We start from the raw sequence: 13,713 nt of genomic DNA, 5'->3' as shown, positions 1-13,713 counted from the left end.
CTGCGCGGCTGGCTTAGCATGACGACCAATACCGCAATGCTAGCCCGCGAACCGCTGTAACGATATGGGTGAACCGTGAATTACATCCTCTACGCCGTGCCCGTGTTCTTCCTGCTGATCGGCCTGGAGCTGCTCGCCGACCGCTGGCGCGGCGTGCGCACCTATCGCCTGGCCGACGCGCTGAACAGCCTCAGCGCGGGCGTGCTGTCGACCTCGCTGAACCTGCTGACCAAGGGCGTCGGCGTGCTCAGCTACAGCCTCACCTGGCAGCAGCTGGGGTTGTTCGAGCTGGCTGCCGAGGATTGGCGCGTGTGGCTGCTGGCGTTCGTCGGCTACGACTTCTGCTACTACTGGCTGCACCGCCTGGGCCACGAGCGCAACATCCTCTGGGCCGCCCATTCGGTGCACCACCAGAGCGAGGAGTACAACCTCTCCACCGCCCTGCGCCAGACCAGCACCGGCTTTATCTTCGGCTGGCTCTTCTACCTGCCGCTGGCCATCGCCGGGGTGCCGCCGCTGGTGTTTCTCGGCGTGGCGGCGATGAACCTGCTGTACCAGTTCTGGGTGCATACCCGGCACATCCCCAAGCTCGGCTGGTTCGAATGGTTCTTCGTCAGTCCGTCCAACCACCGCGTGCACCATGCGCAGAACGCGCTGTACATGGATCGCAACTACGGCGGCGTGTTCATCCTCTGGGACCGCCTGTTCGGCACCTTTCAGGAAGAGCGCGACGACGAGCCGGTGGTGTTCGGCGTGACCACCCCGCTGGCCAGCTGGAACCCGCTGTGGGCCAACCTGCAGTTCTATGTGCTGCTGTGGCGCGACGCCGTGCGCGCCGAGTCCTGGTGGGACAAGCTGCGCATCTGGTTCATGCGCACCGGCTGGCGTCCGGCCGATGTCGCGGCGCGCGATCCGCGCAGCAAGCCGGACCTGGACCGTTTCGAGAAGTTCGGCGTGCCGCTGTGGCGGCCACGGCAGGTCTACGCCTTGTTGCAGTTCGGCGTCTGCCTGTTGCTCGGCAGCGGCCTGCTGGCGCTCGGCGAGCAGTGGCCGGCGCCGGCGCAGCTGCTTGCCTGCGTCTGGATGGCCTACGGCCTGTATGCCCTCGGCGCCTGGCTGGAGAACCGGGCGTTCGTGCTGTGGCTGGAGCTGCTGCGCCTGGCGCTCAATCCGCCGCTGCTGTGGCTGGCCGAGCAGCAGGGCCTGCTCGGCGCGGCGGCGGATCTGGCCTGGCCGCTGCTGCTGGGCTACAGCGGCCTGAGCCTGCTGGCGCTGGGGCTGCTGCAGCGGCAATGGGTCGCGCCGCTGCGTGCCTGATTAGTTTGTCGTGGCGATGCCGCAGGCGTCATCAATTGGTCATAATGGCAGCTTATAACCGTCACACTGAGCCCGCGCGCGTGGGCCCCGGAGTCTGCCGTGAGCTTTACCCCCGCCAATCGCCTGTTCCCCGCCACCCGCCTGCGTCGCAACCGTCGCGATGACTTCTCCCGCCGCCTGGTGCGCGAGAATGTGCTGACGGTCGACGACCTGATCCTGCCGGTGTTCGTCCTCGACGGGGAAAACCGCCGCGAAGCGATTCCGTCGATGCCGGGCGTCGAGCGCCTGTCCATCGACCTGTTGCTCAAGGAGGCGGAGGCGTGGGTGGCCCTGGGCATTCCGGCGCTGGCGCTGTTCCCGGTGACGCCGCTGGAGAAGAAGTCCCTGCTCGGCGAGGAAGCCTGGAACCCGGACGGCATCGCCCAGCGCGCCATCCGTGCCCTGCGTGCGCGTTTCCCGGATCTGGGGGTAATCAGCGACGTGGCCCTCGACCCCTTTACCACGCACGGCCAGGACGGCATTCTCGACGACAACGGCTATGTGCAGAACGACGTCACCGTCGATGCCCTGGTCAAGCAGGCGCTGTCCCATGCGGCGGCCGGTGCCCAGGTAGTGGCGCCGTCGGACATGATGGATGGGCGCGTGCAGGCGATCCGCGAGGCACTGGAGCTGGCCGATCACAGCAACGTGCGCATCATGGCCTACTCGGCCAAGTACGCCAGCGCCTACTACGGCCCGTTCCGCGATGCGGTGGGCTCGGCCGCCAACCTGGGCAAGGGCAGCAAGAACACCTACCAGATGGACCCGGCCAACGGCAACGAGGCGCTGCACGAGGTGGCGGCGGACCTGGCCGAAGGCGCCGACATGGTCATGGTCAAGCCGGGCATGCCCTATCTCGACATCCTCTGGCGGGTCAAAGAGGAATTCCGCGTGCCGACCTTTGTCTATCAGGTCAGTGGCGAGTACGCGATGCACATGGCGGCCATCCAGAACGGCTGGCTCAGCGAGGCGGTGATCCTCGAATCGCTCACCGCCTTCAAACGCGCCGGCGCCGATGGCATCCTGACCTACTTCGCCAAACGGGCGGCAGAACTGATCAAAGCGGGGCACTGACGCCCCCAGGGAACAAGCGATGAATACCGAGGGACTCAGCGAGAACGATGTAGTGGATGGTCAGCCGATTGCTGCGCCGATCCTGGAGGAAGTGAGCGTGGCCGAAGTAGCGCCAGTCGTCGAAGCGGTGGTGGCCGCCCCCGTGGCCGCGCCGGCCCCGGTGGTGCCGGGGCTGGACGACAGCAGCCTGTACATTCACCGCGAACTGTCCCAGCTGAAGTTCAATATCCGCGTGCTGGAACAGGCGCTGGACGAGTCCTATCCGCTGCTCGAACGGCTGAAGTTCCTGCTGATCTTTTCCAGCAACCTCGACGAGTTCTTCGAGATCCGCGTGGCCGGGCTGAAGAAGCAGATCAACTTCGCCCGCGAGCAGGCCGGCGCCGACGGCCTGCAGCCGCATCAGGCGCTGGCGCGGATTTCCGAGCTGGTGCACGAGCAGGTCGGCCGCCAGTACGCCATCCTCAACGACATCCTCCTGCCGGAGCTAGCCAAGCACCAGGTCAACTTCATCCGCCGCCGGCACTGGACGGTGAAGCTCAAGGCCTGGGTGCGCCGCTATTTCCGCGACGAGATCGCGCCGATCATCACCCCGATCGGCCTCGACCCGACCCACCCGTTCCCGCTGCTGGTGAACAAGAGCCTGAACTTCATCGTCGAGCTGGAGGGCATCGATGCCTTCGGCCGCGACTCGGGCCTGGCGATCATCCCGGCGCCGCGCCTGCTGCCACGCATCATCAAGGTGCCGGAAGAGGTCGGCGGGGCGGGGGACAACTACGTGTTCCTCTCCTCGATGATCCACGCCCACGCCGACGACCTGTTCCAGGGCATGAAGGTCAAGGGCTGCTACCAGTTCCGCCTGACCCGCAACGCCGACCTGTCGGTGGACACCGAGGACGTCGAGGACCTGGCCCGCGCCCTGCGCGGCGAGCTGTTCAGCCGTCGCTACGGCGACGCGGTGCGCCTGGAAGTGGCCGACACCTGCCCGCAGCAGCTCTCGGACTACCTGCTCAAGCAGTTCAACCTGAGCGACAGCGAGCTGTACCGGGTCAACGGCCCGGTCAACCTGACCCGCCTGTTCGCCATCACCGGTCTGGCCAGCCACCCGGAGCTGCAATACGCGCCGTTCACCCCGGTGATTCCCAAGCTGCTGCAGAACAGCGAGAACATCTTCAGCGTGGTGAGCAAGCAGGACATCCTCCTGCTGCACCCCTTCGAGTCGTTCACCCCGGTGGTCGACCTGCTGCGCCAGGCGGCGAAGGACCCCAACGTGCTGGCCATCAAGCAGACCCTGTACCGTTCCGGGGCCAACTCGGAGATCGTCGACGCGCTGGTGGAAGCGGCGCGCAACGGCAAGGAAGTCACCGCGGTGATCGAGCTGCGCGCGCGCTTCGACGAGGAATCCAACCTGCAGCTGGCCAGCCGCCTGCAGGCCGCCGGCGCGGTGGTGATCTACGGCGTGGTCGGCTTCAAGACCCACGCCAAGATGATGCTGATCCTGCGCCGCGAGAACGGCGAGATCGTCCGCTACGCCCACCTCGGCACCGGCAACTACCACGCCGGCAACGCCCGCCTGTACACCGACTACAGCCTGCTCACCGCCGACGTGGCTCTCGGCGAGGACGTGGCCAAGCTGTTCAGCCAGCTGATCGGCATGGGCAAGACCCTGCGCATGAAGAAGCTGCTGCACGCGCCGTTCACCCTGAAGAAGACCCTGCTCGACCTGATCGCCTTCGAGACCCAGCAGGCCAGCGAGGGCAAGCCGGCGCACATCATCGCCAAGTTCAACTCGCTGACCGACGCGAAGATCATCCGCGCGCTGTACAAGGCCAGCCAGACCGGGGTGAAGATCGACCTGGTGGTGCGCGGCATGTGCTGCCTGCGTCCGGGCATTCCCGGGGTGTCGCACAACATCCAGGTGCGCTCGATCATCGGCCGCTTCCTCGAACACACCCGGGTGTTCTACTTCCTCAACGGCGGCGAGGAGAAGATCTACCTGTCCAGCGCCGACTGGATGGAGCGCAATCTCGACAAGCGCGTGGAGACCTGTTTCCCGGTGGAGGGGCGCAAGCTGATCGTGCGGGTGAAGAAGGAACTGGAAGCCTACCTGACCGACAACACCCAGGCCTGGGCACTGCAACCGGATGGGCGCTACGTGCGCATCACCCCGAGCGGCAACGCCAACCTGCGCAGTGCCCAGGCCAGCCTGCTGGAGAAGCTGACCAGCCCCGCGGCGCGCTGAGCCCGCGGCTACGGGCGCCTTCGCACCTGGGAAGGCCGCCTGGCATCAAGAAAAAAGCCCCGCATTGCGGGGCTTTTTCGTTGCGGCGGCGCTCAGCGCATGGTCAGGACGAAGCCGATCCGCGTCAGCCACTCGGCCTCCAGGGCGAAGTCGGCCTGGGTCAGCGGGTTGGCGTCCAGCCAGCCTTCGGGGAAGGTCAGGTCGAGGCTCTGCGGCCCGGCCTGCAGCTTCAGGCGGGGCATTTCCTGGGTGCCGCGGATATGGTGGAAGAGGATGGCGAAGCGCAGCAGCACGCACAGGCGCAGGAGCTTGATGCCTTCCTCGCCGAACTCGGCGAAGCGTTCCTTGGGGATGTTGCGCCGGTGGCCGCGCACCAGCAGGGCCAGCATCAGCTGGTCCTGACGGGAGAAGCCGGGCAGGTCGGAGTGCTCGATCAGGTAGGCGCCGTGCTTGTGGTAGTGGTAGTGGGCGATGTCCAGGCCGATCTCGTGCACCCGCGCGGCCCACTGCAGCAGGTCGCGGTGCCAGTCGTCGTCCAGCTGCCAGGCCTCGCTGACCTGCTCCAGTGCCGACATGGCCTTGGCCTCGACCCGGGCGGCCTGCTGCAGGTCGACGTGGTAGCGCTCCATCAGCGCGCCGAGGGTGCGTTCGCGCACGTCCTCGTGGTGATGGCGGCCGAGCAGGTCGTACAGCACGCCTTCGCGCAGGGCGCCTTCGGAGTGGTCCATGCGCTGCAGGTCGAGGGCGTCGAAGATCGCCTCGGCGATGGCCAGGCCGGCGGGAAAGATCTGCCGGCGGTCCGGCTTAATGCCGTCGAGGTCCAGCTTGTCCACGTCGCCGAGCTTGAGCACCTTGCGCTTGAGCCAGGCCAGGCCCTCGGGGTTGATCTCGCCGCTGCCCAGGCCGCCGGCCTGGATCGCCAGGCCCACGGCGCGGATGGTGCCGGAGGCGCCCACCGCTTCCTGCCAGCCGAGGCGCTGCAGGCCCTGCTCGATGGTCATCAGTTCCAGGCGCGCGGCGGTATAGGCCTGGGCGTAGCGTGCAGCGGTGATCTTGCCGTCCCTGAAGTAGCGCTGGGTGTAGCTGACGCAGCCCATCTGCAGGCTCTCACGCAGCAGCGGCTCGAAGCGCTGGCCGACGATGAATTCGGTACTGCCGCCGCCGATGTCGGCGACCAGGCGCTTGCCGGGGTTGTCCGGCATGCTGTGGGATACGCCGAGGTAGATCAGGCGCGCTTCCTCGCGGCCGGAGATGACGTCCACCTGGTGGCCGAGGAGGGCTTCGGCGCGGCGGATGAACTCGGCGCGGTTGCGTGCCTCGCGCAGGGCGTTGGTGCCGACGATGCGCACCGCGCCCTGGGGCAGGCCCTGGATCAGCTGGCCGAAGCGGCTCAGGCAGTCGAGGCCGCGCTGCATGGCTTCCTCGCTGAGCAGGCGCTGTTCGTCGATGCCGGCGGCCAGCTGCACCTTTTCCCCCAGGCGTTCGAGAATCCGCACTTCGCCATGCTCGGCCTTGGCCAGCACCATGTGGAAGCTGTTGGAGCCAAGGTCGATGGCGGCAATCAGGGAAAACGACTTGGGGGCAGCTTGCGGCATGGTCAAGGTCTCGAAACTGAACAGAGGCAGCCGGCCGCACTGGAGCGGTCGGTCCAATGCCCTGCATGTTAACCTCCCGCGGCCGTCCTGCCGTATTCTTTCATCAGCTTTTCCAGGGGAGGCGATAGGCAAGCACAATGGCCTGCGACTTTCGGTGCAGGGCAAGGCGGGCTATCATGGCGCCACTTTTCTGCTTCCGACCACGGAGACTATCCATGAGCGATTTCATCACCAACGTCAGCGACGCCAGTTTCGAAGACGACGTGATCAAGGCCGAAGGTCCGGTCCTGGTCGATTACTGGGCCGAATGGTGCGGCCCGTGCAAGATGATCGCCCCGGTGCTCGACGAGATCGCCCAGACCTACCAGGGCAAGCTGAAGGTCTGCAAGCTGAACATCGACGAAAACCAGGACACCCCGCCGAAGTACGGCGTACGCGGCATCCCGACCCTGATGCTGTTCAAGAACGGCAACGTCGAGGCGACCAAGGTCGGTGCCCTGTCGAAGTCGCAACTGGCGGCCTTCCTCGACGCCAACATCTGATTGCGCGCGGCCCTGCCGCCGCTCTCAGCTGTGCCAAAGGCCCCGCATCATGCGGGGCTTTTTGCTTTCTGCGGGCTGGACGCACCGCCTGGCCGGTGTTACATTCGGCCAGGCAACGGTTCCTCCGTTGCCCTTCAAGCCGTCGCCGACGCATACCTACACGATAAAATCGCGCGATCCCGTCGCCTTCTTCGCGGCGCGGCTTCCAAAGCCCTGTGCTTTCACCCCCCTTCCTCAAAGCTACGTCATTCCTATGAATCTGACCGAACTCAAGCAAAAGCCGATTGCCGAACTGCTGGAAATGTCCGAACAGATGGGCCTGGAGAACATGGCCCGTTCGCGCAAGCAGGACATCATCTTCGCCCTGCTGAAAAAGCACGCTAAAAGCGGCGAAGAGATCTCCGGTGACGGCGTGCTGGAGATCCTCCAGGACGGCTTCGGCTTCCTGCGCTCCGCGGACTCCTCGTACCTGGCCGGCCCGGACGACATCTACGTTTCGCCCAGCCAGATCCGCCGCTTCAACCTGCGTACCGGTGACACCATCATCGGCAAGATCCGCCCGCCGAAAGAAGGCGAGCGTTACTTCGCCCTGCTCAAGGTCGACTCGATCAACTTCGACCGCCCGGAAAACGCCAAGAACAAGATCCTGTTCGAGAACCTCACGCCGCTGTTCCCGACCAAGCGCCTGACCATGGAAGCCGGCAACGGCTCCAAGGAAGACCTGACCGCGCGGGTGATCGACCTGTGCGCGCCGATCGGCAAGGGCCAGCGCGGCCTGATCGTCGCCCCGCCGAAAGCGGGCAAGACCATCATGCTGCAGAACATCGCGGCCAACATCACCCGCAACAACCCCGAGTGCCACCTGATCGTCCTGCTGATCGACGAGCGCCCGGAAGAAGTGACCGAGATGCAGCGCACCGTGCGCGGCGAAGTGGTCGCCTCGACCTTCGACGAACCGCCGACCCGCCACGTGCAGGTCGCCGAGATGGTGATCGAGAAGGCCAAGCGCCTGGTCGAGCACAAGAAGGACGTGGTCATCCTGCTCGACTCCATCACCCGCCTGGCGCGGGCCTACAACACCGTGATCCCGAGTTCCGGCAAGGTGCTGACCGGTGGTGTCGACGCCCATGCCCTGGAGAAGCCCAAGCGTTTCTTCGGTGCCGCGCGCAACATCGAGGAAGGCGGTTCGCTGACCATCCTCGCCACCGCGCTGGTGGAAACCGGCTCGAAGATGGACGAAGTGATCTACGAAGAGTTCAAGGGCACCGGTAACCTGGAACTGCAACTGGACCGTCGCATCGCCGAGAAGCGCGTGTTCCCGGCCATCAACATCAACCGCTCCGGTACCCGCCGCGAAGAGTTGCTGACCGGCGAGGAAGAGCTGTCGCGCATGTGGATCCTGCGCAAGCTGCTGCACCCGATGGACGAGATCGCTGCCATCGAGTTCCTCCTCGACAAGCTGAAAGACAGCAAGACCAACGATGAATTCTTCCTGTCGATGAAGCGGAAGTAATTCAGGCGTTGCCGCAAAGGCCGGGGAAACCCGGCCTTTGCGTTTGTGCGCCCTTCTGAATAGCCGACTTCGGCGCTAAACTTTGCGCCCCACCTGCACGCCCCACACACGAGGCTCACGCATGCAGTATCGCGACCTGCGCGACTTTATCCGCGGCCTGGAACAGCGCGGCGAACTCAAGCGCATCCAGACCCCGGTTTCTCCCGTGCTGGAGATGACCGAAATCTGTGACCGAACCCTGCGCAAGGGCGGCCCGGCGCTGCTGTTCGAGAACCCCAGGGGTTTCGCCATGCCGGTGCTCGGCAACCTGTTCGGCACGCCCAAGCGCGTGGCCCTGGGGATGGGCGCCGAGGAAGTCGGCGAGCTGCGCGAGATCGGCAAGCTGCTGGCGTTTTTGAAGGAGCCGGAACCGCCGAAAGGCCTGAAGGACGCCTGGAGCAAGCTGCCGATCTTCAAGAAGGTCCTGAGCATGGCGCCCAAGGTGCTCAAGGACGCGCCGTGCCAGGAAGTGATCGAGGAGGGCGACGACGTCGACCTGACCCAGCTGCCGGTGCAGACCTGCTGGCCCGGCGATGTCGGCCCGCTGATCACCTGGGGCCTGACTATCACCAAGGGCCCGCACAAGGAACGGCAGAACCTCGGCATCTACCGCCAGCAGGTGATCGGCCGCAACAAGGTCATCATGCGCTGGCTCAGCCACCGCGGCGGTGCCCTGGACTACCGCGACTGGTGCGAGAAGTTTCCCGGCCAGCCCTATCCGGTGGCCGTGGCCCTGGGTGCCGACCCGGCGACCATACTCGGCGCCGTCACCCCGGTGCCGGACAGCCTCTCCGAATACGCCTTCGCCGGCCTGCTGCGCGGCCACAAGACCGAACTGGTCAAGGCGCGCGGCAGCGACCTGCAGGTGCCGGCCAGTGCCGAGATTGTCCTCGAAGGGGTGATCCATCCCGGCGAGATGGCCGACGAAGGTCCGTACGGTGACCACACCGGCTACTACAACGAGGTCGACCGCTTCCCGGTGTTCACCGTCGAGCGCATCACTCGCCGTCGCGAGCCGATCTACCACAGCACCTACACCGGCCGCCCGCCGGACGAGCCGGCGATCCTCGGCGTGGCGCTGAACGAAGTGTTCGTGCCGATCCTGCAGAAGCAGTTCCCGGAGATCACCGACTTCTACCTGCCGCCGGAAGGCTGCTCGTACCGCATGGCGGTGGTGACCATCAAGAAGCAGTACCCCGGCCATGCCAAGCGGGTGATGCTCGGCGTGTGGTCCTTCCTGCGCCAGTTCATGTACACCAAATTCGTCATCGTCACCGACGACGATGTCAACGCCCGCGACTGGAACGACGTGATCTGGGCCATCACCACGCGCATGGACCCCAAGCGCGACACGGTGCTGATCGACAACACGCCGATCGACTACCTCGACTTCGCCTCGCCGGTCTCCGGCCTGGGCTCGAAGATGGGCCTGGACGCCACCCACAAGTGGCCGGGCGAGACCACGCGCGAATGGGGTCGCGCCATCGTCCAGGACGAGGCGGTCAAGCAGCGGGTGGATGAGCTGTGGAGCCAACTCGGAATCGATTGATGAAAGTCATCCTGCAACCGTCCGGCGCGCAGCTCGAGGTCCAGGCCGGCGAGCGCATCCTCGATGCCGCGCGGCGCCTGGGCTATGCCTGCCCGCAGAGCTGCCGCAACGGCAACTGCCATGTCTGCGCGGCCCTGCTGGTCGAGGGACGCGTGCGCCAGGGCGGCGAGGAACGCAGCCAGGGCGAGCTGTTCACCTGCCTGGCCGAGCCGCTGGAAGACTGCGTGCTGCACTGGGACGGCGTGCTGGCGCCGAGCGAGCTGCCGCAGCGCGAGCTGAGCTGCCAGCTGATCGAATGCCAGGAGGTCGGCGGCGACGTGTACCGCGTGCGCCTGCGTGCTCCGGCCGGCAAGCCGCCGCGTTACCACGCCGGGCAATACCTGCTGCTGCAGCGCCAGGATGGCGAATATGCCGCCTACTCGCTGGCCTCGGCGCCGCACGGCGGGCGCGAGCTGGAACTGCATATCCTGGCGCGCGACGAAGGCACCCTGGCGCTGGTCGACTTCCTCCGCCAGCAGGGCTTTGCCCGCGTCCAGCTGCCGTTCGGCGACACCCACCTGGCCGAGCTGCCGGCCGGGCCGCTGGTGCTGATCGCCGCCGGTACCGGCATGGGCCAGATGCACAGCCTGATCGAGCATTGCCGGGCCGCCGGCTTCCAGCACCCGGTGCACCTGTACTGGGGCGTGCGCCACGCCGAGGATTTCTACCAGTTGCCGCACTGGGCCGACTGGCAACAGACGCCCGGCCTGCATCTGCACCGGGTGGTCAGCGAGCCGGGCAACTGCTGGTCCGGGCGCTGCGGCCTGCTGCACGAGGCGGTGTGCGCGGACTTTGCCGACCTCAAGCCGCTGTTCGTCTACGCCAGCGGCTCGCCGGCGATGGTCTACGGCACCCTGGATGCGCTGGTCGCGGCCGGCATGGACGCGCACCAGATGCGCGCCGACGTGTTCGCCTACGCGCCGCGCGACTGATCACCGCCCATGCAAAAGCCGCCCGCGGGCGGCTTTTTCGTTTCCAGTGTGGGAGCGGGCTTAGCGCACGCTAACCACCACCTTGCCCACCGCCTTGCGCTGGCCCAGGGCATTGATCGCCTCGGCGGCCTGCTCCAGCGGGAAGGTCTGCGACACCAGCGGCTTGAGCTTGCCCTCGGCATGCCAGGCAAACAGCTGCTGGAAGTTGGCCGCGTTGTCCTGCGGCTGGCGCTGGGCGAACGAGCCCCAGAACACCCCGACCACCGCCGCGCCCTTGAGCAGGCAGAGGTTGACCGGCAGCTCGGGGATGCGTCCGCTGGCGAAGCCGACCACCAGCAGGCGGCCGTTCCAGGCGATGCTGCGGATGGCCTCGTCGAACAGGTCGCCGCCGACCGGGTCGTAGATCACGTCGGCGCCCTGGCCGCCGGTGAGCTTCTTCACTTCTTCCTTGAGGCTCGATTCGCTGTAGTTGATCAGCTCGTCGGCGCCGGCGGCCTTGGCCACGGCCAGCTTCTCCGCGCTACTGGCGGCGGCGATGACGCGGGCGCCCATGGCCTTGCCGATCTCCACCGCGGCCAGGCCGACCCCGCCGGAGGCGCCGAGCACCAGCAGGGTCTCACCCGGCTGCAGATTGGCGCGCTGCTTGAGCGCATGCATCGAGGTGCCATAGGTCATGCCGAAAGCGGCGGCGGCCGTGAAGTCGAGGCCGTGCGGAATCGGCATGACGTTGTAGCCGGGCACCGCCACCTGCTCGGCGAAGCTGCCCCAGCCGGTCAGCGCCATCACCCGGTCGCCGGCCTTGAGGTGTTCGACCTTCTCGCCGACTTCCAGCACCACGCCGGCCGCTTCGCCGCCCGGGGAGAAGGGGAAGGGCGGCTTGAACTGGTACTTGCCTTCGATGATCAGGGTGTCGGGGAAGTTGACCCCGGCCGCATGCACCTCGAGGAGGATCTCGTTCTTCTTGATCGCGGGGCCGGCAACTTCCTCCAGCACCAGGGTTTCGGCCGGGCCGAAGGCTTTGCACAGAACGGCTTTCATCAGCGGATATCCTCCAGGGTTGATGGTCTGGCAGTGTAGGTGGCGCGCCTGGCCGGTCAACGAGCATGCCCCGGCCTGATGCCGTTGTATAAGCATCGGGCTTGGGTGTGGCGGCGGCAATGGCTATGCTAGCGCCACACTTTTGTGAGGAACTGCCGCCGTGAAAACCTGGATCGCTCTGCTGCTGGCCCTGTCGCTGCCCCTTACCGCCCTGGCCAACAGCGGCGGCGAAGAGGCGGAAGGCGAGAACGCGGCGCCCAAGGTGGCCTACTACAGCCTGGTGCCGGCGCTGGTCGGCAACTTCGGCCCGGGGCCCAAGCTGAAGTTCTACAAGGCCGATATCGCCCTGCGGGTGACCGGCAGCGAGGCCGAGGAGAAGGTCGAGCACCACGAACCGCTGATCCGCAACCAGCTGGTGATGCTGTTCTCCCAGCAGACCGAAGCCAGCATGAGCGGCCAGGACGCCAAGGAGAAGCTGCGCCTGGAGGCGCTCAAGCAGGTGCAGGACGTGCTCAACCAGGAAGAAGGCAAGCCCTACGTCGAAGACCTGCTGTTCAACAACCTGATCATCCAGTAACGCTCCGCTTCACGGCGCCGTGCCCGTAGGGTGCGCCGCGCGCACCAGAGCGCCCGCGCAACGCCTCGGTGCGCACCACGCACCCTGCGGCCAGCTCAGGCCATCTGCGCCAGGGCCTTGCGAAAGCGGGTCATGGCGCCGAGGAAGAACAGCGTGCCGATCCCGGCTATCGCCAGCAGCTGCGGCCAGACGATCGACAGCCCGGCGCCGCGGTAGAGGATGGCCTGGGCCAGGTCGACGAAGTGGGTGGTCGGCGCCACCAGCATGATCCGCTGCACCAGCTCGGGCATGCTCTCGCGCGGCGTGGTGCCGCCGGAGAGGATCTCCAGCGGGATCAGCACGATGATGATCAGCAGGCCCAGCTGCGGCATCGAACGCGCCACCGTGCCGAAGAAGATGCCCATCGAGGTGGTGGCGAACAGGTGCATCGCAGCGCCGCCGAGAAACAGCGCCAGCGAGCCCTGGATCGGCACCTGCAGCCAGCCCTCGACCACCAGCAGCAGCGACAGGGTCGTCGCCACCAGCACCACCAGGCCCATCGACCAGACCTTGGCCAGCATGATCTCCAGCGGCGTCACCGGCATCACCAGCAGGTGTTCGATGGTGCCGTGCTCGCGCTCGCGGATCAGCGCGGCGCCGGTGAGGATGATCGACAGCATGGTGATCTGGTTGATCACCTCCATCACCGAGCCGAACCAGGTGCGCGTCAGATTCGGGTTGAATGCCACCCGCACGGCCAGCCCGGCCTGTTGCGGCAGGTCCGCGCGGTAGCGGCGGACGAATTCGGCCACCTCGTTGCTGCCGATGTTCTGGATATAGCCGGCGCCGGTGAAGGCCTGGCTGACCTGGGTGGCATCCACGTTCAGCTGGATCGCCGGGCTGCGGCCGGCCAGCACGTCGCGCTGGAAGTCCGGCGGGATGTTCAGGGTGAAGGTGTAGCGCCCGGCATCCATGCCACGGTCCATCTGGCTCAGGTCGATGCGTTGCGGGGTGCGGAAGTAGGGCGGCTGGAAGGCCTGGATCAGCCGTTCGGAAAGCTGCGAGCGGTCTTCGTCGACCACCGCGATGGAGGCGTGGTGCAGGCTTTCCGGCATGCTGGTGGCCGCCGAGTAGATGCCCAGGCTGAAGGCCCAGACGATCAGTAGCACCAGGGCGATGTCGCGCTGCAGGCTGCGCAGTTCCTTGAGGCCGAGGTGGAAGATGTTCGCCAGGCGCTCCAT

At 66.4% G+C, this 13,713-nt stretch carries 11 protein-coding genes; 8 read left to right on the top strand and 3 right to left on the bottom strand.

The genetic code is table 11. The annotated features are described in order from the left end of the window. The first annotated feature begins 75 nt into the window (after positions 1–75). The 3 genes from F3I62_RS00505 (at position 76) to ppk1 (ending at position 4,669) form a co-directional block, all read left to right on the top strand. Entirely contained in the window at positions 76–1,317 is a 1,242-nt protein-coding gene (locus tag F3I62_RS00505) for a sterol desaturase family protein (RefSeq protein ID WP_160487740.1), read from the top strand. 99 nt (positions 1,318–1,416) lie between these two features. Beyond that, positions 1,417–2,430, top strand: coding sequence for a porphobilinogen synthase (gene hemB / locus F3I62_RS00500; protein WP_160487739.1), 1,014 nt, complete (start codon positions 1,417–1,419; stop codon positions 2,428–2,430). Positions 2,431–2,449: 19 nt separating this feature from the next. Beyond that, entirely contained in the window at positions 2,450–4,669 is a 2,220-nt protein-coding gene (gene ppk1, locus F3I62_RS00495) for a polyphosphate kinase 1 (RefSeq protein WP_160487738.1), read from the top strand. 92 nt (positions 4,670–4,761) lie between these two features. On the opposite strand, the gene ppx is transcribed toward ppk1, so the two are convergent. Next, entirely contained in the window at positions 4,762–6,264 is a 1,503-nt protein-coding gene (ppx, locus tag F3I62_RS00490) for an exopolyphosphatase (RefSeq protein WP_160487737.1), read from the bottom strand. Positions 6,265–6,479: 215 nt separating this feature from the next. On the opposite strand from ppx, the gene trxA reads away from it, so the two are divergent. From trxA to F3I62_RS00470, 4 genes are all read left to right on the top strand, one after another. Next, on the top strand, positions 6,480–6,806 hold the full coding sequence (trxA, locus tag F3I62_RS00485; RefSeq protein ID WP_160077966.1) for a thioredoxin TrxA: 327 nt from the start codon (positions 6,480–6,482) through the stop codon (positions 6,804–6,806). A 253-nt stretch (positions 6,807–7,059) separates the two neighbouring features. Beyond that, positions 7,060–8,319, top strand: coding sequence for a transcription termination factor Rho (rho, locus tag F3I62_RS00480; protein ID WP_160487736.1), 1,260 nt, complete (start codon positions 7,060–7,062; stop codon positions 8,317–8,319). A 121-nt stretch (positions 8,320–8,440) separates the two neighbouring features. Beyond that, positions 8,441–9,907, top strand: a complete 1,467-nt coding sequence (ubiD, locus tag F3I62_RS00475) for a 4-hydroxy-3-polyprenylbenzoate decarboxylase (protein WP_160487735.1) — start codon at positions 8,441–8,443, stop codon at positions 9,905–9,907. After that, positions 9,907–10,878, top strand: a complete 972-nt coding sequence (locus F3I62_RS00470) for a CDP-6-deoxy-delta-3,4-glucoseen reductase (RefSeq protein ID WP_160487734.1) — start codon at positions 9,907–9,909, stop codon at positions 10,876–10,878. The genes ubiD and F3I62_RS00470 overlap by 1 nt, the downstream gene beginning before the upstream one ends. A gap of 60 nt (positions 10,879–10,938) precedes the next feature. On the opposite strand, the gene F3I62_RS00465 is transcribed toward F3I62_RS00470, so the two are convergent. Then, a complete protein-coding gene (locus F3I62_RS00465; protein ID WP_160487733.1) occupies positions 10,939–11,916 on the bottom strand; it encodes an NADPH:quinone oxidoreductase family protein in 978 nt (325 codons plus the stop codon). A 160-nt stretch (positions 11,917–12,076) separates the two neighbouring features. Between F3I62_RS00465 and F3I62_RS00460 the strand changes: the two genes are divergently transcribed. Further along, positions 12,077–12,493 carry a flagellar basal body-associated protein FliL gene (locus tag F3I62_RS00460; RefSeq protein ID WP_160077976.1) on the top strand — a complete coding sequence of 139 codons (417 nt, stop codon included), beginning with the start codon at positions 12,077–12,079 and terminating at the stop codon, positions 12,491–12,493. Between the two features lie 95 nt (positions 12,494–12,588). Here the strand turns inward: F3I62_RS00460 and F3I62_RS00455 are convergent, their stop codons facing one another. After that, positions 12,589–13,713, bottom strand: a complete 1,125-nt coding sequence (locus tag F3I62_RS00455; protein WP_160487732.1) for an ABC transporter permease — start codon at positions 13,711–13,713, stop codon at positions 12,589–12,591.

The organism is Pseudomonas sp. R-28-1W-6 (assembly GCF_009799925.1).
Taxonomy (GTDB): Bacteria; Pseudomonadota; Gammaproteobacteria; order Pseudomonadales; family Pseudomonadaceae; genus Aquipseudomonas.
The sequence above is the reverse complement of the archived record's forward strand: the minus strand, read 5'-3'. Positions and strand labels throughout refer to the sequence as shown.